Source organism: Bradyrhizobium sp. SZCCHNR1017, from assembly GCF_032381375.1.
In the GTDB taxonomy this organism is placed as follows: domain Bacteria; phylum Pseudomonadota; class Alphaproteobacteria; order Rhizobiales; family Xanthobacteraceae; genus Bradyrhizobium.
Map to the genome: position 1 here is coordinate 809,764 of NZ_JAUHIR010000001.1, position 23,719 is coordinate 833,482.

Consider the following 23,719-nt stretch of genomic DNA (forward strand, 5'->3'; position numbering starts at 1 on the left):
CCTACTCCGGCACCACTCCAGCGGCGCGGATCATCGGCCACCATTTGCGGATCTCGGCGCGCTGCAGGGTTCCAAGCGCGGCGGGGCTGCGCTGATCGGCCGCCGGCATCTGCAACCCCAGGTTTTTCAACTGATTTTTCACATCCGGCTCGTCCAGCGCGGCCACCGCCGCCGCATTGAGGGTGTCGACGATCTCCTTGCTGGCGCCCTTCGGCAGCCAGAGGCCCGACCACAGGGTCATGTGGAAGCCCGGCAGGCCGGCCTCGTCGGTGGTCGGAATCTCCGGCGCGGACTCGAGCCGCTTGGCGTCGGTGACGGCGTAGGCGCGGATCGTCCCGGCACGAACCTGGTTGATGGCGTTGGAGGTCTGGTCGACGATCAGATCGATCTGGCCGGCGACCAGATCGTTCATCGCCGGTCCCGTGCCGCGATACGGCACATATTGCAGCTTGAGGCCGGTGACCTGCTCGAAATAGAGCCCCGCGATGTGGCTGCCGGAGCCATTGCCCGCCGTGCCGGCCGACACGGGGTTCGGCTGCGACTTCACCCAGGCGAGAAACTCCGGCAGCGACTTCGCCGGGATATTGTTCCTGCTGACGATGATCATCGGATTGCTCGGCAGCAGCACCACCGGCTCGAGATCGGCTTCGAGGTCATAGCCGAGCCGGTAGACGGCGCCGTTGGCGACATGGGTGCCGAGATGGCCGAAGCTCACGGTGTAGCCGTCGGGCTTCGAGCGGACGGCACGGCCCACGCCGATCGAACCGCCCGCCCCTGTCACGTTCTCGATCAGAACGGGCTGGCCGAGCGTCTGTCTCATGTGCTCGGCGAGGATGCGCATCATCGCATCCGATGGGCCGCCGGCAGCGAATGGCACGATCACGGTGATCGCGCGCGAGGGATAATTGTCGGCGCGCGCCGGCTGCATCAGCGCAAGACACACTAACAGCACGGCGCAAAGAGCTCGTCGCATCACGTCCTCCCTTGTGTCGCACGCACCGGCGGCAGACGCGAATGCGTCTGCGCCGGAGCATGTGCCCGAGGCCGCGGTGCTGGTTGTTAGTTAGAACTGCCCGAAGTCGATCGGCTGGTGACGATCGAGCGTGCGGGTGACCGGCGGCAGCGGATACTTAAGTCCTGTCGCGCAATTGAACAGCATGACGCGATCGTTTTTCGTTACGCGCCCGTCGGCCAGGCTCTGCTTGTAGGCGGCATAGGTCGCCGCGCCTTCCGGGCACAACAGCAGCCCCTCCTCGCGCGCGACTTCGCTGAGCGCAGATGAAATCTTCTCATCATCGACCGCGATGGCGAAACCTTTGCTCTCGCGCACCGCGCGCAGGATGAGAAAATCACCCACCGCTTGAGGCACGCGGATGCCGGACGCGATGGTGTGGGCGTCTTCCCACCGGGGCGCATGCTCGACGCCCTGCTCGAAGGCCCGCACCATCGGCGCGCAGCCCGACGCCTGCACCGCGACCATGCGCGGACGCTTGGAACCGATGAAGCCGATCTTCTCCAGTTCGTCGAACGCCTTCCACATGCCGATCAGGCCGGTGCCGCCGCCGGTCGGATAGAAGATCACGTCGGGCACGTCCCAGCCGAGCTGCTCGGCAAGCTCCAGGCCCATCGTCTTCTTGCCCTCGATGCGATACGGCTCCTTCAGCGTCGAGGTATCGAACCAGCCGACCTTGGCCTTGCCCTCGCCGACGATCTTGCCGCAATCGTCGATCAGTCCGTTGACGCGGTAGACGGTCGCGCCCTGCAGCTCGATCTCGCTGACGTTCACCTCCGGCGTATCGGCCGGACAGAAGATCGTGGTCTTGATGCCGCAGGAGGTCGCATAGGCCGCGAGCGCAGCACCGGCATTGCCGTTGGTCGGCATCGCCATGTGCTTGATGCCGAGCGCCTTGCCCATCGACACTGCCATCACGAGGCCGCGCGCCTTGAACGAGCCGGTCGGCAGCCGGCCCTCATCCTTGACGATGATCTCGCCGCCGCCGAGCTTCTTCGACAGCTTGGGCAGGCTGATCAGCGGTGTCATGACTTCGCCGAGGCTGACGATGTCCTGGCATTTGCGCACCGGCAGCAGTTCGCGATAGCGCCACATGTCGGCCGGACGCTGCGCCAGCGCGTCCTTCGTGAGCGCCCGCTTCACGCCTGCGAGATCGTAGCGCACCAGCAGCGGCTTGCCGGCCTTGGAGAGGTTGTGGACCTGATCCGCCGGATAGTGATCGCCTTCCATCGCGCATTCGAGATGGGTGACGAAGGTCGGACGTTCGATGGTGAGATTGTCGCTGGATTTCACGGCAGTGACTTTCTGGCTGCTGTCGTCATTGCCGGGCTTGACCCGGCAATCCATCCGCTTCGCAACGTTTCCCGAAGCGCGATGGATGCGCGGGTCAAGCCCGCGCATGACGAGCGGGGACGGAGCTACATGTTCAGCACGCGGCCGTAGGCGTCGAGCACGGCTTCCTTCATCATCTCCGACAGGGTCGGATGCGGGAAGACCGTGTGCATCAGCTCTTCCTCTGTCGTCTCGAGGTTCATCGCCACGACATAGCCCTGGATCAGCTCGGTGACCTCGGCGCCGACCATGTGGGCGCCGATCAGTTGTCCGGTCTTCTTGTCGAAGATCACCTTGACCAGGCCCTGGTCCTCGCCGAGCGCAATTGCCTTGCCGTTGCCGACGAAGGGGAAGCGGCCGACTCTGACGTCGCGGCCCTGCTCCTTGGCCTTGGCCTCGGTGAGGCCGACGGAGGCGACCTGCGGATGGCAATAGGTGCAGCCCGGAATGAGGTTCTTGTCCATCGCGTGCGGATGCAGGCCCTTGATCGCCTCGATGCAGACCACGCCCTCATGCTCGGCCTTGTGCGCCAGCATCGGGGGACCGGCGACGTCACCGATGGCGTAGATGCCGGGCACGTTGGTCTTGCCGTAGCCGTCGATGACGATGCAGCCACGATCGGTCTTCACCCCGAGCTTCTCCAGCCCGAGATTCTCGATGTTGCCGACCACGCCGACGGCCGAGATCACGCGATCGAACTCGACCGCCTCGATCTTGCCCTTGCCGTCGTCGATCGTGGCGACCACGCTGTCGCTCTTCTTGTCGAGCTTGGTGACCTTGGCCCCGGTCATGATCTTGAGGCCCTGCTTCTCCAGCTGCTTGCGCGCGAGGCCGGCGATCTCGGCGTCCTCGACGGGCAGGATCTGCGGCAGCACCTCGACCACCGTCACCTCGGAGCCCATGGTGCGGAAGAACGACGCGAACTCGATGCCGATCGCGCCAGAGCCGACCACCAACAGCGACTTCGGCATCTTGTCAGGAACCATCGCCTCGAAATAGGTCCAGACCAGCTTCTTGTCCGGCTCGAGCCCCGGCAGCACGCGCGGCCGCGCGCCGGTGGCAACGATGATGTGCTTCGCCTGATAGGTCCCCTCGCCCAGCGCGCCCTTGGGCGCCTCGACGTCGGATTTGGTCACCGTGATCTTGCCGGGCGCGTCGATCGCGGCCTTGCCCCAGATCACCTGGACCTTGTTCTTCTTCATCAGGAAGCCGACGCCGTCATTGAGGCGCTTCGAGACGCCGCGCGAGCGCTGCACAACCGCCTTCGGATCGTAGGAGATCTTCTCCGCCGACAGGCCATAGTCCTTGGCATGCTGCATGTAGTGATAGATCTCGGCCGAGCGCAGCAGCGCCTTGGTCGGAATGCAGCCCCAGTTCAGGCAGATGCCGCCGAGGTAGGACTTCTCGATGATCGCGGTCTTGAAGCCGAGCTGGGCGGCGCGGATCGCGGCGACGTAGCCGCCCGGGCCGGACCCGATGATGATGATGTCGAAGGATGTGTCGGCCATGACGGCTCCCATTCAACTTAAGCAGTCGGAAATCAGACGGTGGGGCTGCGGACGGAGCGTCGCCAGATCATGGCTCGCATGACGGCTTCCAGGAGCATCAGCAGGGTGCAGATAGCGAATCCGGCGAGCGCGATCGGCGCCCAGATGCCGCGCGACAGCGCCTCGCCGGAGAAGAAGGCAGAATGGATGACGTCGATCCCGAGCGGATTGGCGAACAGCGCGGCGCTCGCCAGCGCCGTGATCCAGGGCCATCGCGTTCTGATGCGCATGCGTTGGCCCCGTTTGCCATCCCGCTCCGGAAAGCAAGATCACACCATCATCATCACGGGATTCTCGATCAGCTGCTTGAAGGCGCCGATCAGCTCGGCGCCGAGCGCGCCGTCGATCGCGCGGTGATCGCACGACAGGGTCACGCTCATCATGCTCGCGATCTCGATCTTGCCGTTGCGCACCACGGGGCGTTCTTCCGAGGTGCCAACCGCGAGGATCGTCGCATGCGGCGGATTGATCACGGCGGTGAAGTGGTTGATGCCGTACATGCCGAGGTTGGAGACGGCCGTGGTGCCGCCCTGATATTCCTCCGGCTTCAGCTTGCGCGAGCGGGCGCGCGCGGCAAAGTCCTTCATCTCGCTGGAGATCGCCGATAGCGTCTTGGTCTCGGCCTTGCGGATGATCGGCGTGATCAGTCCGCCGGGCATTGCGACGGCGACACCGACGTCGGAATGCTTGTGCTTGACCATGCCGCCTTCGGTCCAGCTGACGTTGCAGTTCGGGATCTTCTGCAGCGCCACCGCCATCGCCTTGATGACGAAATCGTTCACGCTGAGCTTGTAGAGCGGCTTCTTCTCCTTGTCCTTGGGAGCCGCCGCATTGATCTCCTCGCGCGCAGCCAGGAGCTTGCCGATGTCGCAGTCGATCGTGAGATAGAAGTGCGGGACGTTCTGCACCGACGCCGTGAGGCGCTGCGCGATGGTGCGGCGCATGCCGTCGTGCGGGATGACCTCGTAGGAGCCGGGCTCGAACAGCGCCAGGATCTGCTTGTCCGACATCGACGGCGCCAGCGCGGGCGCGCCTGTCGCGGCAGGTGCCGCCGACGGCGCGGCCTTCAGGCCCTTGCCGGACTTGGCGTCCTCGACGTCGCGCGCAACGACGCGGCCGTGCGGGCCGGTGCCGGTGATGCGGCCGAGATCGATGCCGGCATCCTTGGCGAGACGTCGCGCCAATGGCGACGAGAAGATGCGCGCATGACCGTTGACCTGAGGGGCCGCCGCAGGCGCGGCTGGCGCAGGAGCCGTAGCCGACTTCGGCGCGGGCGCCGCGGCCGGTGCAGCCGTCGCAGCGGGAGCCGCCGATGCGATGGGCTTGGCCTCGGGCTTGGGAGCTGCCGCAGCCGGTGCGCTGCCGGCGGCCTTGACGTCCTCGCCCTCGCCGGCGAGCACCGCGATCACGTCGTTCACGGGCACGTCCTGCGTGCCTTCCGGCACCAGGATCTTGGCGAGGGTGCCTTCGTCGACCGCCTCGACTTCCATCGTGGCCTTGTCGGTCTCGATCTCGGCGATGACCTCGCCTGACTTGACCTGGTCGCCTTCCTTCTTGAGCCAACGGGCGAGGTTGCCCTTCTCCATCGTCGGCGACAGCGCGGGCATGAGAATGTTGATCGGCATGATCAGTGACCTTGTTTCGACCTGGGGCTGGTGGTGCCCGTATCGGTCGGCCGAGCCAGCTCGGCTTCGAACATCTCGACGATGCGCTGCAGCGCCTCGTCTTCGGAATAATCGCTCTCGCGCGCATAGGCGCGCGCAGCATGACGGGCGACGTCGACCAGGAGCAGCCCCCACACGTCGGGCTCCTCGAACGCGCGCTGGAAGGCGATCGAGAGCCCGCCATCGAGCACGAAGGCGCGCAACACTTCGGTGGCGTCCTCGCGGCCGATTACATCGGGCGGCAGCGGCTGCTCCTTGGGTCCGGCCATCTGGGCGTCCTCGACGGCTTACCGGTAGCAGACGGATTTGGCGGCCTGAACGACCTCCGCGGCCGAGGGCAGCGCGAGCTTCTCGAGATTCGCCGCATACGGCATCGGCACGTCCTTGCCGGACACGCGCGCGACTGGGGCATCGAGATAGTCGAAGGCGTGCTCCATGATGCGCGCGGCGATCTCGGCGCCGACGCCGCTCTGCTGCCAGCCCTCCTCCACCGTCACCGCGCGGCCGGTCTTCTTGACCGAGGCGACGATGGTCTCGGTGTCCATCGGACGCAGCGTGCGCAGGTCGATCACCTCGGCCTCGATGCCCTCCTTGGCAAGCTCATCGGCGGCCTTCAGCGCGTAGGTCATGCCGTTCGACCACGAGATGATGGTGACGTCCTTGCCGCTGCGGGCGATGCGCGCCTTGCCGATCGGGATCACGTAGTCGTCGAGCTTCGGCACCTCGCCGGAGTGTCCGTAGAGCACCTCGTTCTCGAGGAAGATCACCGGGTTCGGATCGCGGATCGCGGCCTTCAGCAGGCCCTTGGCGTCCGCCGCGGAATACGGCGCGATCACCTTCAAGCCCGGCACGTGCGAGTACCAGGACGCGTAGTCCTGGCTGTGCTGCGCGGCAACGCGGGCGGCGGCGCCGTTCGGACCACGGAATACGATCGAGCAGCCCATCTGGCCACCGGACATATAGAGCGTCTTCGCCGCGGAGTTGATGATCTGGTCCATCGCCTGCATGGCGAAGTTGAAGGTCATGAACTCGACGATCGGCTTCAGGCCGGCCATCGCGGCACCGACGCCGATGCCGGCGAAACCGTGCTCGGTGATCGGCGTGTCCATCACGCGGCGGGCGCCGAACTCCTGCAGCAGGCCCTGGGTGACCTTGTAGGCGCCCTGATATTCGGCGACCTCCTCGCCCATGATGAAGACGTCGCCGTCGCGGCGCATCTCCTCGGCCATGGCGTCGCGCAGCGCCTCGCGGATGGTCTGCGTCACCATCTCGGTGCCCGCGGGCACCTCGGGATCGGGCTCGGCCACGCTCTGCGGCGCAGCCACGCCGGTCGGCGCGGGTGATGCCTGCATGGTCGTAGCCGGCTCGGATGGCGGCGCGGATTGCGCGGCCTTCATCTCAGCGGCCGGCGCTGCCGCCTTGCCGAGATCGGCGGCGGTCTCACCATCTGCGAGGATTGTGGCGATCGGGGTGTTCACCGCGACGTCGGCGGTGCCTTCGGGGATCAGAATCTTGCCGAGCGTGCCCTCGTCGGTCGCCTCGACCTCCATCGTGGCCTTGTCGGTCTCGATCTCGGCGATCACGTCACCCGACTTGATCGCCTCACCTTCCTTCTTCAGCCATTTGGCGAGATTGCCCTTTTCCATCGTGGGCGACAGCGCAGGCATCAAAACTTGAATAGGCATATCAGCTCCAGAGAAACAGCTTGCGCGCGCTCAGCGGTAAACGTCGGTGTAGAGCTCGGCGACATCGGGCTCGGGATCGGCCTGCGCGAAATCGGCGGCCTCGTTGACGATCTTGCGCACGTCGGCATCGATCGTCTTGAGATCCTGCTCGCTGACCTTGGCCGCCAGCAGGCGGTTGCGCACCTGCTCGATCGGATCCTGGTCGTGACGGACCTTCTCCACCTCCTCGCGGGTGCGATACTTCGCCGGGTCCGACATCGAGTGGCCGCGATAGCGGTAGGTCTGCATTTCCAGAATGTACGGGCCCTTGCCCTCGCGGCACCAGGCAACGGCCTTCTCGCCCGCAGCCTTCACGGCGCGGACGTCCATGCCGTCGACCTGCTCGCCCGGGATGTTGAAGGAGATGCCGCGCTTGGAGAAGTCGGTCTGCGCCGAGGCGCGCGACACCGCCGTGCCCATCGCATAGCGGTTGTTCTCGATGACGTAGATCACCGGCAGCTTCCAGAGCTCCGCCATGTTGAAGCTCTCATAGACCTGCCCCTGGTTGGCCGCGCCATCGCCGAAATAGGCGACGCTGACCGAGTCGTTGCCGCGGTAGCGGTTGGCGAGCGCAAGGCCGGTGCCGAGCGAGACCTGGGCGCCGACGATGCCGTGGCCGCCGAAGAAGTTCTTCTCCATGCTGAACATGTGCATGGAGCCGCCCTTGCCCTTGGAGTATCCACCGCGGCGCCCGGTGAGCTCGGCCATCACGCCCTTGGCGTCCATGCCGGTGGCCAGCATGTGGCCATGATCACGATAGCCGGTGATGACCTGATCGCCCGGCTTCAGCGCCATCTGCATGCCGACCACGACGGCTTCCTGGCCGATGTAAAGATGGCAGAAGCCGCCGATCGCACCCATGCCATAAAGCTGACCGGCCTTTTCCTCAAAGCGGCGGATCAGCAGCATGTCGCGAAGCGCAGCCAATTCCTGTTCTCTGGTGAATTCCGGCGGCGGGCCGTTGTCTCTGTCCTGCCCTTGTTCCTTTGCGGCGGTCTTCTTCGGTGCGGCCATGGCAATTCCGGATGAGAGAAAAAGTAGCTCTCTCTAGCTCAACTCCAGGAGACGTAAAAGGACCGCGTGGCGCGTCCGAAGGCTTTGGCGTGCCGCGCTGCAATGCACACGAAATATTGCAAATACAATTCCACCATTTTTGGAATCCGACCGCAGGCCGCTACAAAAAAGAGCAGCCATCTCAGCGGATGGGACGCGTGAGGCCAAGCCGGCGACGCCCTCGACGACACCCTCATCGTTGGGATCTCGACGACGCCGACAGCGACCAAAAAACCCGACATATCGAACATCGGCATAACGGATATTCCGACCGAGCAGCGGCAGGGGGTCTCCGTGTTCCTACGGGCCTTCGAATCAATCAATTCTAAACCCTCCGCAGCGCACAATTTTTCCGAATTCATCAACGAAATCAAACAACTCAACGAAAATCCCTGGCTGCCTGGACTGTCCGGCTGCCTGGGCCCTCTGACAGGAACGAACATGGTTCTCACCATCCCTCGCCGCTTTGCGGTTCTGGTCGCGTTATCCATCGGCGTCTGTATCGTCGCCGTGGTCAGCCAGCTGCTGGCCACCCGAACAGCCCTGGTCGAAGAGCGTAAGGCCGCAGTCGTCGGACAGGTGCAATCTGCCGTGTCGATCGTGAAGGGCTTTGCCGATGCGGCGGCGAAGGGGGCCCTGACCGCGGACGAGGCGCAGAACCGCGCCAAGGCCGTGCTCCGCGGCATTCGGTTCGGCAAGAACGACTACATCTTCGTCTACCAGCCGGACGGCGTGAACCTCGTGCTTGGCCCGAAGCCGGATTGGGAGGGCAAGGGTCTGCTCAACGAAAAGGACGCCAATGGTCTGCCCTTCGTACGCGAGTTGATCGCGGCTTCGACCCAGCCTGGTGGCGGCTTCGTCAGCTATATGTTCGCGCGCGCCGGCAGCAGCGTCCCGGTGGCGAAGCTCGGCTACACCATGAAGGCCGATCCGTGGAACTGGGTTGTGGGCACAGGCGTGTATGTCGACGATCTCGACGAGGCGTTCTACGCCTCCGTCAAGGTGACGCTGATCTGGGCCGTCGGACTGATCGCCCTGCTGTGCGTTGCGACCCTGATGATCGCGCGCGGCCTGGTCCGGCCGCTGCAAGCGATCACCCGGACGATGACCGAGCTTGCGAACGGGAATCTCGCTGTGCAGATCCCGAACTCGGAACGGCGCGACGAGGTCGGCGAGATGGCCCGTGCCGTCGAGGTGTTCAAGGTCAATGCCGTCGCCCGCCAGCGGCTCGAGGCCGAGCAGAACGAGCTGGAGGCACGCCAGGCCGAGCAGCGCAAGATCGATACGATGCGCCTTGCGAACGATTTCGAGACAGCGGTCGGCCAGATCATCGAGACGGTGTCGTCGGCAGCGACCGATCTGGAGTCATCGGCCCAGTCGCTCAGCGCAACGGCCGAGCGCTCGAAGGGTCTTGCCACCGTCGTAGCCGGCGCCTCAGGCGCCGCCTCCAACAACGTCCAGTCGGTCGCCGCCGCCACCGAGGAAATGTCCTCCTCCGTGAACGAGATCAGCCGGCAGGTGCAGCAGTCTTCGGCGATCGCCAGTGAAGCCGTTGAGCAGGCCCGCAAGACCAATGAACGCGTGGGCGAATTGTCGCAAGCGGCGGCTCGCATCGGCGACGTGGTGGAGCTCATCAACACCATCGCCGGCCAGACCAACCTGCTGGCCTTGAACGCCACCATCGAGGCGGCGCGGGCGGGTGAAGCCGGCCGCGGCTTCGCCGTTGTCGCCTCGGAGGTCAAGGCGCTAGCCGAGCAGACTGCCAAGGCGACGGGAGAGATCAGCCAGCAGATTGGCGCCATCCAGACCGCCACTCAGCATTCGGTGACCGCCATCAAGGAAATCGGCGACACGATCGGCCGGATGTCGGAAATCGCCGCCACCATCGCAGCCGCTGTCGAAGAACAGGGCGCCGCAACCCAGGAAATCTCGCGCAACATCCAGCAAGCCGCCAGCGGTACGAAAGAGGTCTCCGCGAATGTTGCCGACGTCCAGCGCGAAGCAACCGAGACGGGGACGGCTTCGTCCCAGGTGCTCAACGCTGTGCAGTCACTGTCCCAGGACAGCAACCGCCTGAAGGCCGAGGTCCACAAGTTCCTCGCCACCGTGCGGGCCGCATAAGGGGCAGCCCATCAGCGATCGTCGAAGGCCCGCGCGCAGCGCGGGTCTTCCTCGTCATGGGCTTGTCGTGCCTGCGTTCGTTACGCAGACGCGAGGCGAGTCTCACAACGGATGCATCGCGGAGACCGGCTCGCTCAGTTCGGCCGATTGATCCGGATCAGATCACGCGGGTTAGCGTAGCCGAGCTGGAAGCGGGCGCGCTCATCGAGCATGTCGGGATCGACCCGGTCGGAGCGCAGCAGCGACACGCGCTTCTCACCCTCCGCCCGCTCCTGCTTCAGCCGGGCGAGCTCGGAGGTGAGCGCAATGATCTCCTGGTCGAGCTCCTGACGCGCGGTCAGGCCGTAGCGGCCGGTATAGGCGTTGATGCCGAAATAGCCGATGATGGCGGCCGCCATCGTGTAGAGGGCGAGCCCGGTCAGGAACGATTTGAGCCGCGCGCGGGAGACCATGGGCCGGAAGATGGGGCGCCTTGGTTAAGGATCTGCTAATCTACGCCGCGCGGCTTCGTTCCGAAGGTCCCATCACGCGTCACTGGCTGACGGATTGCCGAAGCACCGTGAAACACAAGGTGGCTCGCGACACGAAGCCGAGACGCTCATACAGCGCGATCGCGGCATGATTGTCGTCTATGACGTGGAGAAACGGCGTCTCGCCCCTGCCCCTGATGGCCGTCATCAGGACCGTGACGAGCCTCTGGGCATAGCCAAGGCCGCGATAGTCCGGATGGACACAGACCGCGCTGATTTCCGTGAACCCGTCGAGGCGCATGCGCTCCCCGGCCATGGCGGCCAGTCGCTCCCCGTCACGAATGCCGATGTAGCGGCCCAGCTCGCGGGTCCTGGCCAGGAACGGACCGGGTTTGGTCCGTGCAGTCAGCTCCAGCATCGCAGGGATGTCGCGCTCGTCCAGCACCTCGACCGCGGCATCCCCCACGGGATCGACCGCCCCGACGGCAACCATCTGGCGGACGCTGGCTCTGAGCCGGGCGTCAAGGCCACGCACCTCGCCCGGGGGTGCAGGGGTCACGATCGCAACGACATCCTCGTTGGCAAGGTCGGCGAGTTCAGACCACGCAGCATCGCTGTCGTCCGACATGGCGGCAAATGGCGCAATCGCCGCCGGATAGCGACGAGCATGCGCGGCGCCCTCCGCAAGCGCTCGGTGCCCGGTGGTCAGGGCTGACCAGACGGGGCGATCCAGCGCTGCGTGCTGCTCGGCAGAAAGCTCCAATTTGGACATCGAACCAGCCTCCAGACGATCCGTCCTCAGCTCCGGTAGACCGGCTCTTCGAGGTCGAGCATGCGCTTGACGGCCTCGAGGTGCAACCGAGCCGATTCCGCATCTCCTTCGCGCATCTGGCGATAGGCGGCCTCGGCGATCTCGGGCGCGACCGGCACCACCTTGCGGCCGGTCGACAGCGCCAGGCACTGCACCTGGCAGGCACGCTCGAGGTAGTAGAGATCGTCCCAGGCTTCGGCGATGGTCGGCGCCAGAACCATGACGCCATGATGCTTCATGAAGACGATGTCGGCATCACCGACAGCCCCGGCGATGCGATCCCCCTCCCGCGCGTCGAGCGCCAGCCCGTTGTAATTCTCGTCGACCGCGGTTCGCCCATAGAATTTCAGCGCCGTCTGCCCGGCGAAGATCAGCGGGTCGCCTTCGGTCATCGATAGCGCGGTGGCGTAGGGCATGTGGGTGTGGAACGCCACCTTGGCGCGCGGCAGCGCCTTGTGGATGCGGGCGTGGATGTAGAAGGCGGTCGCCTCCGGGCGGCCGTCGCCGGCAACGACGTTGCCGTCGAAGTCGCACACCAGGAGCTTCGAGGCCGTCAGTTCGCGGAACGCATAGCCGTAGGGATTGACGATGAAGAGGTCGTCATAGCCGGGGACCAGCGCCGAGAAGTGGTTGCAGATGCCCTCTTCGAACCCGTGCCGCGCCGCCATCCGGAAACAGGCCGCGAGGTCGATCCGCGTCTGCCAGACGGCCTCCGAGTCGAGATCCGGCTGGTTCGGGCCGGGCCTCGACGACGACGCGGGTGTGAACGAATGGGCCATCGTGCTTCCTTGGCAATGCGCATCCTTGCGCAGGTCCGGCATCGCCTTGAAACGGATCGGGCAAGGCGCGTCAACGCCCTGCCCGCATCATACCCGTCATGCAGTTGCCGACCGCCGCAGGTGGACGCGGCGGCGGCGAACGCGATCAGCCGTTCTGCTTGGCCACGAATGCGGCGAATGCACCCAGATATTGCTGCAACACCGTCTTGAGCGAATCCTTGACCAGCTCGCCCTGGGCGTCGAAGGCGTCGCCGACGCCATTCAGGTAGATTTCCGGCTGCCCCATGACCGGGCCCGAGATGCCAGGCATGATGTTTTGCAGATGCTTGGCCGCCGCCACGCCACCGAGCGGGCCCGGCGAATTGGAGATGAGGCCGACCGGCTTGCCCAGGAACGAACTCTGCCCATAGGGACGCGAGGCGACGTCGATCGCATTCTTGAGCACGCCGGGAATCGAGCGGTTGTATTCCGGCGTCAGGATCAGCACGCCGTTCGAGGCCTTCAGCTTCTCCCGCAGGGCGAGCCAGTCGGCCGGCGGATTGGCTTCGAGATCCTGGTTGAAGAACGACAGGCCGTTGAGCGTGGTCACGTCGATCTTCAGGCTGGCCGGCGCCAGCTTGGCGAGCGCATTGGCGATCTTCAGGGTGAAGCTCTCCTTGCGGAGACTGCCGACGAGGGCGACGATCGAATAAGGTGCGGGCATGGGGAATCCTTTGAGGAGCGGGGTGTGGAGCGCACTTAAGGCGCGCGAGCAGGAACATGCAAGTGCATGGACCATCCTCACGCGAAACACTGCGTTTCATCGCAAGCAACGCCCGAGTGTTCCCGACCCTTGCCCGCGTCGTGGAGCTCAGCCCGTCGCCTTGAGACAGCGCGTGAATTCCGCCACCGCCTGATGTGTGAGCCAGATCGCCTGCCCGTCGACCGGCTGCGCCCATGACGAGACCTTGGCGATCACGATGCCGTTGGCGGCATCGACGAACAGGTTCTGGCCGTGAATGCCCATCGCGAACATCAGCTGCGGCGCGTCGTTTGTGACGTACCAGCCGCTGCGATAGTGCATGTTGCGGCTGATCGCGGCAAAACTGTCGCGCCATTGGCCCTCGCGCCAGGCCTGCACATCGCCATTGTGCCTGATGTCGTCGATCCAACCTTCGGGAATGATCGTGTGAGAGCCCCGCCGCCCGCCTGACAGCACGAGTTGGCCGAGCCGGGCGACGTCGCGCAAGGTGGCGCAGAAGCCGCCGGTGCAGCGCGGCGCGCCGTCGCGGTCGAGGGTGATGAAGGCCTCGCCGCTCGCCCCCATCGGCTTCCACAGCAGGCTGCCGGCGAGGCTCGCGAAGCTGCGGCCGGTGGCGCGCTCGATCGCCCATCCCAGCAGATCGGTGTTGGACGAGACGTAGCTGAAGGCGCCGCCATGCGGCGCCGCCTGAGCGCGCATCGTCGCAAAGAAATCGTGCAGGTTCGGCCTCGTGCCCGGCGCGACCGGCTCCCAGCCCGCGGCGTCGGCATAGGCCTGCAGGCCGGCGCCATCGAACACGACGCCCGCACGCATGTCGAGCAGCTGCCGGATCGTGGCGCCGCGATAGGCCGTGGCGGCCACTTCCGGCACATAGCGCGTGACCTCGGCGTCGACATCGAGCTCGCCGCGGCCGGCCAGGATGCCGGCCGTGAGGCCGGTGATCGACTTGGTCGCCGACATCAGGATGTGCGGCGTGTCGCGGTCGGTGCCGCCGTCATACATTTCGAAGACGATGCGGCCGTCCTGCAGGATCAGGAGTCCGTCGGTCGCCGTCGCCTTCAGGAAACCGTCGAGATCGAGCGTGCCGCCCTTGGGCAGCCGCACGCTGAAATCGTCGAACGACACGAGGCTCGCCGGCAGCGTCCAGGCGCTGCCGGGCGCGCTCTCGATGTCGGCGACCGGCAGGATCGCGCGGATGTTGTGAAAGGCCCAGCGGCTGAACGGCGCAGTGCGCCAGTTGGAGAGGTCGGCGTTGGAGGGAGAGGGATCGGTCGACATACGAATCCTGCGGGATTTCCGAGGTGCTCGACATAGGGGTTCGCAACAGGCGCGGAAAGCCCGACATCTCGCATATGCAAAAACGCTCAGGCCGCCCGAAGGCGGCCCCCTCTCTCCTCCGTCATTGCGAGCGAAGCGAAGCAATCCAGGGCTCGGTTGGGAGTCTGGATTGCTTCGTCGCGGAGCCTGTCCTCGGGCTCGCCGGAGGCGAGACCCGGGGGCTCCTCGCAATGACGCGAACCGATATTCAGATCACCGGATTCCACGGCGCCGGAATCAGCCGGTACTTGGCGCCGTCCTTCTCGACATAGCCCACCGACGGGAACGAGAAGTGGAAGCCGATCACCTTGGCCTTCTCGGCGGCGGCCATGTCGTAGAACCTGTGCCGCGTGGCCTGCGCCATCTCGGCATCGGTGTCGAACATCACGTGCCAGTCGGGGTTGCGTAGGAACAGCTCGGGGACGTTGGTGACGTCGGCCTGGATCAGGACCCTGGCGTTGCCGGACGCGACCGCGAACGAGGTGTGTCCCGGCGTGTGACCGGGCGTGCCGAGCGCGGTGATGCCGGGCGCGACCTCCTTGTCCCACTCGTACTGAGTGACATTGCTCTCGAGCCCGCCGAACACCTTCTTGAAGTTGGCGAAGTTGCCCTTCATCAAGTCGGTCTGCGCTTTGGCGGCGTTCTCGTCGCTATTCCAGAACGCCCACTCCTTGGCCGGCACCTTCAGCTCGGCGTTCGGGAACGCCAGCGAGCCGTCCGCGAGCTTGAGGCCGTTGATGTGGTCGCCATGCATGTGGGAGAGCACGACGACGTCGATGCTCTTCGGATCGACGCCGGCGGCAGCGAGGTTCTGCAGCGTGCGGCCAACCGCGCCCTTGCTGGCCTCGAAGGCGCCAGCGCCGTTGCCGGTGTCGATCAGGACCAGCTTGGAGCCGGTGTTGATCAACTGCGGATTGAAGGGGATCGTGATCATGCCCTTCGGCATGTAGGCGCTTTCGGCAGCCGCGAGCGCGTCGTCCTTCGCCGTGTTGACGACGAACGTGTCGGGCATCGGGAAGGTGCGCGCGCCGTCATTGACGGAGGTGCATTCATAGTCGCCGACCTTGTAGCGATAGAAGCCGGGCGCCTGCGCGCCGGCGGGTGCAACCGTTGCGCGTGCCTGTCCGGCCAGCGGCGGCAAAGCGGTTGTAGCTCCGGCGAGGGCCGCACCGGCCAGAAATCGACGGCGATCCAGACGGCGATCCAATAGCGTCATGACAAATCTCTCCTCAGTGCTCCATGCGGCTGACACCGCCCCCAGACAAACGGGGCGGATTGTCTCCGCATGCGGGCCAAACGCAAGCCCGTCAGCAACGTCCGAGGAGCGACGTTAGGTCACTTATCTTTGTTGGGGTCGATGAGGAATTTTTCGCCGGTGGCCCGTTTGGCGTACGCGGCGAGGTTGGCCGGATCGAGCGCCTCGGACAAGGAAACGACCTTGGTGTAGTGGCTCGCAAAGGTCGTCTTCAGCTCGTCGACGACGCGCTGGCGCAGCCGCTCGGTATCCGCCTTGCCGATCTTCATCAGGAACGGAAACAGCAGCCAGCCGCCGACGCTCCAGGTCATGCCGAAGCCGCGCGTGATCTCGGTCGGGCGCGTGTCCAGGCTGCCGTAGATGTAGACCTGCTTGTGCACGTTCGAGCCATAGCGGCTGTAGGGATGCTTGCCGGACTTGTTGATCGCAGCTTCCATCGCGTTGAGGATCTGGCCGGCGAGCTTGCCGCCGCCGATCGCATCGAAGGCGATGGTCGCGCCGGTCTCGACCAGCGCCGCGATCAGGTCGTCCATGAAAGTCGGCGCCGTCGAATCCACGATGTATTTGGCGCCGAGGCCGCGCAACAACTCGGCCTGATCAGCGCTGCGCACGATGTTGACGAGCGGGATGCCGTCCTTGAGGCAGATCTTGTTGAGCATCTGCCCGAGGTTGGACGCGGCGGCCGTGTGCACCAGCGCGGTATGGCCCTCGCGCCGCATCGTCTCGGTCATGCCGAGCGAGGTCAGCGGATTGACGAAGCAGGAGGCGCCCTCGGCCGGCGTGGTGCCGGCCGGCAGCGGCAGGCATTCGGAGAGCTTCAGGCAGCGATACTGGCTGTACATCGCGCCGCCGATGGCGGCGACGGTGCGGCCCATCAGCGCCTTGGCGGCATCCGAGGAGCCGGTCTTGACCACCACGCCCGCGCCCTCGTTGCCGACGGCCAAGGACTCGTCGAGCCGGCCGGCCATCGCCCGCATCCCCGCCTCCGGCACCTTGGCCGTGATTACGGGCCGCTCCTTGGTGCCGGACGCCTGCAGGGTCGACAGATCGGCCGCGCCGACGAGGAGGCCGAGATCGGACGGATTGATCGGCGCCGCCTCGATCCGCACCACCACCTCGTCCGGCCCCGGCTCGGGGGTCGGCACGTCGACCAGCGAGAGCTCGAGCTCGCCGCTGCGCCTGATCAACGTCCGCAGTTGCAGGCCCTGTGTCTCGACACCCATGCGTGCCTCCCCTCGTTTTTGGTTGTTGTCGTTCTGCGTTGACTCAGGCCAGCGCCTTCAGCGCCGCCCTGCCCGCATATTTGGCCTGCGCGTCCAGCTCCTGCTCGATGCGCAGCAGCTGGTTGTACTTGGCGGTGCGGTCGGCGCGCGCCAGCGAGCCGGTCTTGATCTGCCCGCAATTGGTGGCGACCGCGAGATCGGCAATCGTCGAATCCTCGGTCTCGCCGGAGCGATGCGACATCACGGCGGTGTAGCCGGCCTTGTAGGCCATCTCGACCGCGGCCAGCGTCTCCGTCAGCGTGCCGATCTGGTTGACCTTGATCAGGATCGAGTTGGCGCGCCCGTTGCGGATGCCGTCGGCGAGGCGGTTGACGTTGGTGACGAACAGGTCGTCGCCGACGAGCTGGCACTTGTGGCCGATCATGTCGGTCAGTTCCTTCCAGCCGTCCATGTCGTCCTCGGACATGCCGTCCTCGATCGAGGCGATCGGGTAGCGCGCGACCAGGTCGGCAAGATACTTGGCCTGCTCGGAGCGCGAGCGCGACTTGTTCTCGCCCTCGTAGACGTACTTGCCGTCCTTGAAGAACTCGGTGGCGGCGCAGTCCAGCGCCAGCATCACGTCCTCGCCCGCGGTGTAGCCGGCCTTGCCGATCGCGCTCATGACGAAGTCGAGGGCTGCGTCCGCCGACGGCAGGTTCGGCGCGAAGCCGCCCTCGTCGCCGACATTGGTGTTGTGGCCGGCCTTCTTCAGCTCGGCCTTGAGCGTGTGGAAGATCTCCGAGCCGCAGCGCAGCGCCTCCGCGAAGCTCGGCGCGCCCACCGGCATGATCATGAATTCCTGGAAATCGATCGGATTGTCGGCGTGGACGCCGCCATTGACGATGTTCATCATCGGCACCGGCAGGGTGCGGGCCGAGGTGCCGCCGACATAGCGATACAGCGGCATGTCGTAGGAGATCGCCGCCGCCTTGGCGCAGGCGAGCGAGACGCCGAGAATGGCGTTGGCGCCGATCCGGCTCTTGTTCTCGGTGCCGTCGAGCTCGATCAGGATCTGGTCGATCTGGACCTGGTCCTGCACCGACATGTCGCTGAGCGCCTCGTAGACCTCGTCGTTGATGGCTTCGACGGCCTTCAGCACGCCCTTGCCGAGATAGCGGTGCTTGTCGCCGTCGCGCAGCTCGACCGCCTCATGGGCGCCCGTGGAAGCGCCGGACGGCACGGCAGCGCGGCCGACCGAGCCGTCCTCCAGCACGACGTCGACCTCGACCGTGGGATTGCCGCGGCTGTCCAGGATTTCGCGGCCGATGATGTCGACGATGGCGGTCATGAGGTCCTCTCGCGGGCGTTTCTAGGTGGGCGTTGTTGCGCTGCTTCTACCGCAAGCCCGCGAGCGCGAAAAGGCCAAGTGGCGTTGAAATCAAGTCACGACCAAATCACGAAGCGGGTGACGGGGGCGCCCCGATTGGCTAAACGGGCGCCACTGCGGCAGGTGACACGACACATGGCGAAAAGACCCAACACATCCCCGACATCGGCCGGCCTTCAGCTGGGCCGAGAGGTGGCGGCGCCGGACAGCCCGGATGCAGCGACGCTCGACCGCGTTCCCAACCCGCAGAAGGACACCGATTATCTGGCCCGCTTCACGGTGCCGGAGTTCACCTCGCTATGCCCGGTGACGGGCCAGCCGGATTTCGCGCATCTCGTGATCGACTATGCCCCCGGCCCGTGGCTGGTCGAATCCAAGTCGCTCAAACTCTATTTGGCGAGCTTCCGCAACCATGGCGCGTTCCACGAGGACTGCACCGTCGCGATCGGCAAGCGCCTCGCCGCCGAGATCAAGCCGAAATGGCTGCGCATCGGCGGCTACTGGTATCCCCGCGGCGGCATCCCGATCGACGTGTTCTGGCAGACCGGCAAGCTGCCGAAGGGATTGTGGGTCCCCGACCAGGGCGTGGCGCCGTATCGCGGGCGGGGGTGAAACTGATCGAGGCGAAGGAGGTAAGGCTGTGAACGGCGCCGTAGAATACCCCCGCCTGTCGGTGTTCTGTCCCAAGTGCACCATAACCGTCACGTGGCCGTCTTCGCTGCCAGCAGCACACAAGGCGAGGATTGCAAAGGAGATCCACCGCAGTTCGATAGCGAGGGGGATTTTGGGTGACAGTCCACTTAAATTCGTAATCCTCTAGGCCATTTGGTGCACTGTCACGGCAATTCCCTAATCGTTATCCGGAAACCAACCTTTGTTCTTGTATTTGAGGCCTAGGGTAGCGCGCACCCAATACCGCGTCATCCAAATTGTCCCCGCGTCGAGGGTGCTTGTCGGAAGCCAGGCGAAGTAAGGCCCCAGCCAGCGCGGGTTTGCCTTCTCGTACTGCTCTTTCATGGAAAGCTGGCTGTCGGGGATAAGGCCAGCCTCGATTTGCCGCTTGCGTTCTTGGTCGGCAGCCTCCCGTCCCTTCCGGCCTGGGTCTTTCGCGTCCCACCAAAGCTCGTTCTTTGATTTCAATGCGTCGTGGCTCCAGTGCCATTCGCGCCAGACCGACTGGCCGTTCTCGAAGACCTCGACGTTGTTGATCGGCGTTGGAAGGTTGGTCAGCGCCTCACCGAGCAACCATTGCTTGGCGGCGGTAATGTTGTCGAACTCCTGTGTCTGAACCGGTGCGGCCCGCAGGTTCATGCCCTTGGGGATTACTCCTGTAATCTTCGCCAGAAACACGCTCTCCTTTTTCGTCGTCAATGCTCCCACTTGCGCTCGATGCAGCTGAGCGAATTCCGGGTCGTTGTAAAACGGCATGTCCACGAGTTGCTCAGGGCCCTGGAAGATGCCAAACTTGAGGTGCTTGCCACTGAGCAGCTGCGAAAGCAGAAGTCTAAGCCCCTGCGAAGTGCGCGGTGACATTAGCGCGCCTTGGCCATCATCAGCCGAGGTGACGTTCACTCCCACTGGCGCGGGGCGGCCGCCGTCGAGACTCGCAAGTGACAGGCCGAGGTCGAGGCCGTCAATGACCCGGAAGGGTGTGAACATGAAAGAGAGGAAGGTGAGCGGTTCGGCGGTACCTCGCTCGATCTTGCAATCGAGATAGATCGTGGCGATGTATTTCTTCGTCTTGGAGTCCTGGTAGACGTATCGCCGCCGTAGCTCGCCGTCTTGAACCATCCACGCGCTGTAATCAACGCCGATCATGCTGCTTCCCTCCGGTTGCATAGGTTCGCACCTGGAAAGGCTTTAAAGTAAGCCTCTGCCGGGAATTTCCTGGCCCGGCCTGGTCGAGCGCCTGCACTCGGCGCTTGGATATCGACCACCCTTTGAGTTCGAAGCCGCGTTCGCGCAAAATAAAACACGATGACGCTCACCCGCTGTCACCCGAAATTATCACGTGTCACCCAAGGGTGCAGTCCAGCAACGTCAGCCTAATTCTTCTCTTGTGATCTGTATCTTTCAATTTCACTCATTGACATCAGGCGAGATTGTTTAGGGAGGCCACGGCCGCTGGGCCTTGCTGTCATCCCAATTGATCTCAAGTAAGCTGAGCGGCTTTCCGACTTGATCGCCGCGGTTTAATGCCGCTTCCGCCTGCTCACGAGTTCTATGGATCAAAGCGCTCGGATGACGTTCGTCAACTAAGCGCCCCTGCCCTTCAAAAACGATGATCCAACCTGTTGCCATCTCGTCCTCTCTTGAGGCCGCTTTCTCGAAACGAAAGTCGGCCCCTTCATTTGGCGCAAGAATCTAAACCAAAGAAACTTCGGAGTATTTTCCAACCGTGACTCTTATTACTTTTGTGTTATGCAGCTGCTTTAGCACCCACTCAACCTCGTCAGTCTCATAACCCTTCGCCTCAAGATGCTGTACTAGTTCTGCTCTTCGTATTTTGCTCTTGGCGTCTAGCGCTCTTACTGCCTTCAACGAGGCAGCTCTAGCGGCCTTCTTTTCGCCGCGATTGATTCCTCTTCCCATTTTCGCGAGAGCCTTTTCAAATCTTTGAGTATAGTCATGGTCTTTGCAAAATCTCTCCAGTACTGAAAACAACTTTTCCTCGTTAGTATATTGTGCGCGTCTCATCCCGACTAAATCGGAGATTATTGGAGTGGCCTTCGTATGCTTTTGAGCGCTCCGATGCGAACTAAGCGTTATCATTCGCGGAACCTCAATTCCTTCGGCGTAGCCAAACTCCAACGAGACGTTCGCATTTCCCCCGGTGGCGTCAAAAATCCCGTAACTTGAGGTTTCGATCCGCTCTTTGATGACGTCGAACAAGTTGACCGCGTCTTGGGCGTCACGTCGCCCGACAATTGTAAAGTACAGTGGATACTTCGCGTGAAGCTTAGCAATAACTCGGTCGTATTTGGCGCCTAACTGCCAAGGCAGACCGATGAATATCTGATTTGGGATAAATTGCCTCTTCGCCATTTTCTGCTCCCTATCGCCTCCTACTTCTGCGGTTGCGGCGGGGACTGGTCGGTGGGAGCGCCTGCCATGATCGCAGCCCCTGACCTCAGCACGATAGTCCCCCCAAGGTCGATGACGTCGCCCACGGATCGAATACGGTCGACCGTTACGCCAACCGGTACGCGTACCGCGTAGAACTCCATCATATTGATCTGGTTGGGCACCATCTGCAGGGGGATGCGGCCGGGAAGCGCCAACGTCACAACCGGGCCAGCGATGGTGAAAAGTGCACTCTTCCCAATGTTCGTATCCGTCATCGGATCGGCGCCCATCAGGTTGGGCCGGATAATCAGCATCAAGCGATGCGTCTTGGAGTATTCTAGAAGGCCCTGGGTTGTAACGGTCATATGATAGGCGTTGAGGTCTCCACCCCAACTAACCAAAGACGGCCCCACCAGGGGGTGTCTACGATCATAGATATCATAGCCCACCACAGACAAAACTATTATAACTAACCCACAGACTATGAGCAGAGGCGAGACGCGAGAGACTTTGCCCTCTTCAGTTTCCTTATGCCAGTCTGCATAAAGCTTCAAAGCGCTCACAGCGAGCGCACCAAGACTAGATATTCCGACTATCCAATCACGGGTATCCATTAGAAAACACCACCTCGGTCGAGTATCCTATCTAGCGCCCACGGAAGTGTAAACAACTCCACGCAACAGCTCTTGCACATACTTATTACTACCAGACTTTCTGCGGCTACTACCAGTCGGGGCAACCTACAGCCCCACCTCTACGTCCATTGCCTCCTCCAGCTTTCCCGCTACGGTTTCAATGAGTCCCGCGATAGAATACGGAGCGCTGCCGCCGGACTGGCTGCGGCCCCGAGTCTATCAGGCGATACGTTGCGATACGTGCGGCAAGCTTGTCGCGACCAACATAACATCGAACTGGTTTGACATGGAGTGGACGCTCGATGGCCCGGTTAGGCTGCAGCCTTCCGGCCCGGCCATCCTACATCAAACCGTCGCACAGCCTTCTTCGGCCATACTCTGTCAACCTGATCACGGTTCATGTGGATGTCCGAAAGCTTGTAGGCTGTCGGCTGCCCGGACCAATCCCCAAGCGCGCACCGTCTGTCACGCATGAAGGCCAGATAGTCGACATGGAGGTTTTCCCAGGCCGCGCGCTCAATGGTATTCAGCGGATAGAAGCGAAGGTCCATTGAGTTGCAGTCACGGCGGCCCCAAGTGCTGATCGCGTCTAGCAGCGCCTTCTCTCGAATGTCGCAGAGCGCGTCACTGACCTTTTGCGGGTTGCCTTCATCGAAGAGCTTGTCAGCCGGTGTGCCGATGATTTGCGCGACCACATCGACAAGCGGCATATCGGGGAGCGGCTTGCGCTTATGGTCCCGTTCGCGCTCCGCTTCGTAGTAGCCACGCCACGCAGTCACAAACATCAGGGCTAGCGCTACCCCCCACCACACTACGGAGGGCACAACAGCAGGCCAGCCCAATAGGCCGAACAACCCTGCTACTGCGCCACTCGCAAGCGAAAAGCCGGACCGCCACCCGAGGGCTGCGCGCCTGATACTGGTGAAAGCGTGGCTTGTCATGTCGGTCCTCTTCGCTGTGGACAATGGTAACAGCCCTACACGCACAGGTTCCCGACCGCACGACTACTCGTCAGTTATCCCTCATTTTCTCAGTTCACGAATTCGCGACTAATTTTCTGTTCTGATCGCGCAGCCATCCGAACTCCTCCGCAAGCGTCATCGGCCGCTCGAAGGCTCTCCCGATGGGGGGGGGGGGAGTGATCGCTAGTGAGCTGTAAGAGGAAAGACTGTTCGCCGATCCGACTAACAGCCTTCACGCATTCGAAGCCGTCCAGTTCGACGGTGGCGTTGCAATCCGCGCCATGTTCGTTGCCCTGGTGACCTGCAATGCCCGCAAGATTACGGTCAACAGTGCTGTCTTAGGTCGCAGTTCTCACAAAAAAAAGCGACCCCGAAGGGTTTCCGCCTCGGAGGCCGGATAGTTCTGCCGGTTTCGGGAGCGCTGTTAGCTCATCAAACTAGCCCGCGGTGGCGCTGCAGGACGTTTGGAATATGTTGCACGGCCTTCCGCGGCTAGCGGCGTATCTCGCCTGCGCCGCGTGGCTCTCCGCACTAGCGTCGTAAGCTGCCTTCTTGGCGCGGCGGCCCGGGTTCGCGTTGTATTACGCCCGCGCCGCGCGGTCGCACTCCACACACGTACGCTTCGCAGCGATTCGTTCCG

At 63.7% G+C, this 23,719-nt stretch carries 23 protein-coding genes; 2 read left to right on the forward strand and 21 right to left on the reverse strand.

Annotated elements, in window-relative coordinates:
- Position 1: 1 nt before the first annotated feature.
- The 8 genes from QW863_RS03790 to pdhA form a co-directional block, all read right to left on the reverse strand.
- Positions 2 to 973: a tripartite tricarboxylate transporter substrate binding protein BugD gene (locus tag QW863_RS03790; RefSeq protein WP_315711666.1), complete on the reverse strand. Its 972-nt coding sequence runs from the start codon at positions 971 to 973 to the stop codon at positions 2 to 4.
- A gap of 90 nt (positions 974 to 1,063) precedes the next feature.
- Entirely contained in the window at positions 1,064 to 2,305 is a 1,242-nt protein-coding gene (locus QW863_RS03795; protein ID WP_315711664.1) for a threonine synthase, read from the reverse strand.
- Between the two features lie 125 nt (positions 2,306 to 2,430).
- Positions 2,431 to 3,852, reverse strand: coding sequence for a dihydrolipoyl dehydrogenase (gene lpdA, locus QW863_RS03800; protein WP_315711663.1), 1,422 nt, complete (start codon positions 3,850 to 3,852; stop codon positions 2,431 to 2,433).
- Positions 3,853 to 3,884: 32 nt separating this feature from the next.
- Entirely contained in the window at positions 3,885 to 4,121 is a 237-nt protein-coding gene (locus QW863_RS03805; RefSeq protein ID WP_315711662.1) for a hypothetical protein, read from the reverse strand.
- Between the two features lie 39 nt (positions 4,122 to 4,160).
- Complete coding sequence (locus tag QW863_RS03810; RefSeq protein ID WP_315711661.1) at positions 4,161 to 5,516, reverse strand: pyruvate dehydrogenase complex dihydrolipoamide acetyltransferase; 1,356 nt, start codon at positions 5,514 to 5,516, stop codon at positions 4,161 to 4,163.
- A 2-nt stretch (positions 5,517 to 5,518) separates the two neighbouring features.
- On the reverse strand, positions 5,519 to 5,824 hold the full coding sequence (locus QW863_RS03815) for a DUF5076 domain-containing protein (RefSeq protein WP_015666657.1): 306 nt from the start codon (positions 5,822 to 5,824) through the stop codon (positions 5,519 to 5,521).
- 18 nt (positions 5,825 to 5,842) lie between these two features.
- Positions 5,843 to 7,240, reverse strand: a complete 1,398-nt coding sequence (locus QW863_RS03820) for a pyruvate dehydrogenase complex E1 component subunit beta (RefSeq protein WP_315711660.1) — start codon at positions 7,238 to 7,240, stop codon at positions 5,843 to 5,845.
- A gap of 30 nt (positions 7,241 to 7,270) precedes the next feature.
- On the reverse strand, positions 7,271 to 8,293 hold the full coding sequence (gene pdhA, locus QW863_RS03825; RefSeq protein WP_315711659.1) for a pyruvate dehydrogenase (acetyl-transferring) E1 component subunit alpha: 1,023 nt from the start codon (positions 8,291 to 8,293) through the stop codon (positions 7,271 to 7,273).
- A gap of 480 nt (positions 8,294 to 8,773) precedes the next feature.
- Between pdhA and QW863_RS03830 the strand changes: the two genes are divergently transcribed.
- The gene (locus tag QW863_RS03830) at positions 8,774 to 10,453 is read left to right on the forward strand and encodes a methyl-accepting chemotaxis protein (RefSeq protein WP_315711658.1); all 1,680 of its coding nucleotides are present in this window, start codon (positions 8,774 to 8,776) and stop codon (positions 10,451 to 10,453) included.
- A gap of 134 nt (positions 10,454 to 10,587) precedes the next feature.
- Here the strand turns inward: QW863_RS03830 and QW863_RS03835 are convergent, their stop codons facing one another.
- The 8 genes from QW863_RS03835 to eno all read right to left on the reverse strand — a co-directional run bounded on the left by QW863_RS03835 (position 10,588) and on the right by eno (position 18,377).
- Positions 10,588 to 10,905 (reverse strand): septum formation initiator family protein, encoded by a 318-nt coding sequence (locus QW863_RS03835; RefSeq protein WP_315711657.1) that lies wholly within the window; start codon positions 10,903 to 10,905, stop codon positions 10,588 to 10,590.
- A 79-nt stretch (positions 10,906 to 10,984) separates the two neighbouring features.
- Positions 10,985 to 11,695, reverse strand: a complete 711-nt coding sequence (locus tag QW863_RS03840) for a GNAT family N-acetyltransferase (protein WP_315711656.1) — start codon at positions 11,693 to 11,695, stop codon at positions 10,985 to 10,987.
- A gap of 26 nt (positions 11,696 to 11,721) precedes the next feature.
- A complete protein-coding gene (locus QW863_RS03845) occupies positions 11,722 to 12,513 on the reverse strand; it encodes an aldolase (protein WP_315711655.1) in 792 nt (263 codons plus the stop codon).
- A gap of 145 nt (positions 12,514 to 12,658) precedes the next feature.
- Complete coding sequence (locus QW863_RS03850; RefSeq protein ID WP_315711654.1) at positions 12,659 to 13,216, reverse strand: NAD(P)H-dependent oxidoreductase; 558 nt, start codon at positions 13,214 to 13,216, stop codon at positions 12,659 to 12,661.
- Positions 13,217 to 13,363: 147 nt separating this feature from the next.
- Positions 13,364 to 14,533, reverse strand: coding sequence for a serine hydrolase (locus QW863_RS03855; RefSeq protein ID WP_315711653.1), 1,170 nt, complete (start codon positions 14,531 to 14,533; stop codon positions 13,364 to 13,366).
- A 247-nt stretch (positions 14,534 to 14,780) separates the two neighbouring features.
- Complete coding sequence (locus QW863_RS03860) at positions 14,781 to 15,788, reverse strand: MBL fold metallo-hydrolase (protein ID WP_315711652.1); 1,008 nt, start codon at positions 15,786 to 15,788, stop codon at positions 14,781 to 14,783.
- 119 nt (positions 15,789 to 15,907) lie between these two features.
- The gene (locus tag QW863_RS03865; RefSeq protein ID WP_315711651.1) at positions 15,908 to 17,050 is read right to left on the reverse strand and encodes a zinc-binding dehydrogenase; all 1,143 of its coding nucleotides are present in this window, start codon (positions 17,048 to 17,050) and stop codon (positions 15,908 to 15,910) included.
- Positions 17,051 to 17,093: 43 nt separating this feature from the next.
- Positions 17,094 to 18,377 carry a phosphopyruvate hydratase gene (gene eno / locus QW863_RS03870; RefSeq protein WP_315711650.1) on the reverse strand — a complete coding sequence of 428 codons (1,284 nt, stop codon included), beginning with the start codon at positions 18,375 to 18,377 and terminating at the stop codon, positions 17,094 to 17,096.
- Positions 18,378 to 18,551: 174 nt separating this feature from the next.
- Here eno and queF point away from each other — a divergent pair, with 174 nt between their 5' ends.
- Positions 18,552 to 19,028, forward strand: coding sequence for a preQ(1) synthase (queF, locus tag QW863_RS03875; RefSeq protein ID WP_315711649.1), 477 nt, complete (start codon positions 18,552 to 18,554; stop codon positions 19,026 to 19,028).
- A gap of 237 nt (positions 19,029 to 19,265) precedes the next feature.
- Here queF and QW863_RS03880 read toward each other — a convergent pair whose 3' ends face one another.
- The 5 genes from QW863_RS03880 to QW863_RS03900 all read right to left on the reverse strand — a co-directional run bounded on the left by QW863_RS03880 (position 19,266) and on the right by QW863_RS03900 (position 22,902).
- The gene (locus tag QW863_RS03880) at positions 19,266 to 20,234 is read right to left on the reverse strand and encodes a hypothetical protein (protein ID WP_315711648.1); all 969 of its coding nucleotides are present in this window, start codon (positions 20,232 to 20,234) and stop codon (positions 19,266 to 19,268) included.
- A 288-nt stretch (positions 20,235 to 20,522) separates the two neighbouring features.
- Positions 20,523 to 20,717, reverse strand: coding sequence for a hypothetical protein (locus QW863_RS03885; RefSeq protein ID WP_315767375.1), 195 nt, complete (start codon positions 20,715 to 20,717; stop codon positions 20,523 to 20,525).
- 63 nt (positions 20,718 to 20,780) lie between these two features.
- Entirely contained in the window at positions 20,781 to 21,461 is a 681-nt protein-coding gene (locus tag QW863_RS03890) for a hypothetical protein (RefSeq protein WP_315711647.1), read from the reverse strand.
- Between the two features lie 20 nt (positions 21,462 to 21,481).
- A complete protein-coding gene (locus QW863_RS03895) occupies positions 21,482 to 21,799 on the reverse strand; it encodes a hypothetical protein (RefSeq protein ID WP_315711646.1) in 318 nt (105 codons plus the stop codon).
- Between the two features lie 629 nt (positions 21,800 to 22,428).
- Positions 22,429 to 22,902 carry a hypothetical protein gene (locus QW863_RS03900; protein ID WP_315711645.1) on the reverse strand — a complete coding sequence of 158 codons (474 nt, stop codon included), beginning with the start codon at positions 22,900 to 22,902 and terminating at the stop codon, positions 22,429 to 22,431.
- Positions 22,903 to 23,719 lie beyond the last annotated feature (817 nt).

Bases quoted from the DNA above. Each gene is read 5' to 3' on its own strand.
- QW863_RS03860 (WP_315711652.1), bottom strand. From the start codon at position 15,788: ATGACGCTATTGGATCGCCGTCTGGATCGCCGTCGATTTCTGGCCGGT.
- QW863_RS03890 (WP_315711647.1), bottom strand. From the start codon at position 21,461: ATGGCGAAGAGGCAATTTATCCCAAATCAGATATTCATCGGTCTGCCT.
- QW863_RS03805 (WP_315711662.1), bottom strand. From the start codon at position 4,121: ATGCGCATCAGAACGCGATGGCCCTGGATCACGGCGCTGGCGAGCGCC.
- queF (WP_315711649.1), top strand. From the start codon at position 18,552: ATGGCGAAAAGACCCAACACATCCCCGACATCGGCCGGCCTTCAGCTG.
- QW863_RS03885 (WP_315767375.1), bottom strand. From the start codon at position 20,717: ATGGCAACAGGTTGGATCATCGTTTTTGAAGGGCAGGGGCGCTTAGTT.
- QW863_RS03830 (WP_315711658.1), top strand. From the start codon at position 8,774: ATGGTTCTCACCATCCCTCGCCGCTTTGCGGTTCTGGTCGCGTTATCC.
- lpdA (WP_315711663.1), bottom strand. From the start codon at position 3,852: ATGGCCGACACATCCTTCGACATCATCATCATCGGGTCCGGCCCGGGC.
- QW863_RS03840 (WP_315711656.1), bottom strand. From the start codon at position 11,695: ATGTCCAAATTGGAGCTTTCTGCCGAGCAGCACGCAGCGCTGGATCGC.
- QW863_RS03850 (WP_315711654.1), bottom strand. From the start codon at position 13,216: ATGCCCGCACCTTATTCGATCGTCGCCCTCGTCGGCAGTCTCCGCAAG.
- QW863_RS03900 (WP_315711645.1), bottom strand. From the start codon at position 22,902: ATGTTTGTGACTGCGTGGCGTGGCTACTACGAAGCGGAGCGCGAACGG.
- QW863_RS03855 (WP_315711653.1), bottom strand. From the start codon at position 14,533: ATGTCGACCGATCCCTCTCCCTCCAACGCCGACCTCTCCAACTGGCGC.
- QW863_RS03810 (WP_315711661.1), bottom strand. From the start codon at position 5,516: ATGCCGATCAACATTCTCATGCCCGCGCTGTCGCCGACGATGGAGAAG.
- QW863_RS03865 (WP_315711651.1), bottom strand. From the start codon at position 17,050: ATGGGTGTCGAGACACAGGGCCTGCAACTGCGGACGTTGATCAGGCGC.
- pdhA (WP_315711659.1), bottom strand. From the start codon at position 8,293: ATGGCCGCACCGAAGAAGACCGCCGCAAAGGAACAAGGGCAGGACAGA.
- QW863_RS03880 (WP_315711648.1), bottom strand. From the start codon at position 20,234: ATGATCGGCGTTGATTACAGCGCGTGGATGGTTCAAGACGGCGAGCTA.
- QW863_RS03820 (WP_315711660.1), bottom strand. From the start codon at position 7,240: ATGCCTATTCAAGTTTTGATGCCTGCGCTGTCGCCCACGATGGAAAAG.
- QW863_RS03815 (WP_015666657.1), bottom strand. From the start codon at position 5,824: ATGGCCGGACCCAAGGAGCAGCCGCTGCCGCCCGATGTAATCGGCCGC.
- QW863_RS03845 (WP_315711655.1), bottom strand. From the start codon at position 12,513: ATGGCCCATTCGTTCACACCCGCGTCGTCGTCGAGGCCCGGCCCGAAC.
- QW863_RS03790 (WP_315711666.1), bottom strand. From the start codon at position 973: ATGCGACGAGCTCTTTGCGCCGTGCTGTTAGTGTGTCTTGCGCTGATG.
- eno (WP_315711650.1), bottom strand. From the start codon at position 18,377: ATGACCGCCATCGTCGACATCATCGGCCGCGAAATCCTGGACAGCCGC.
- QW863_RS03835 (WP_315711657.1), bottom strand. From the start codon at position 10,905: ATGGTCTCCCGCGCGCGGCTCAAATCGTTCCTGACCGGGCTCGCCCTC.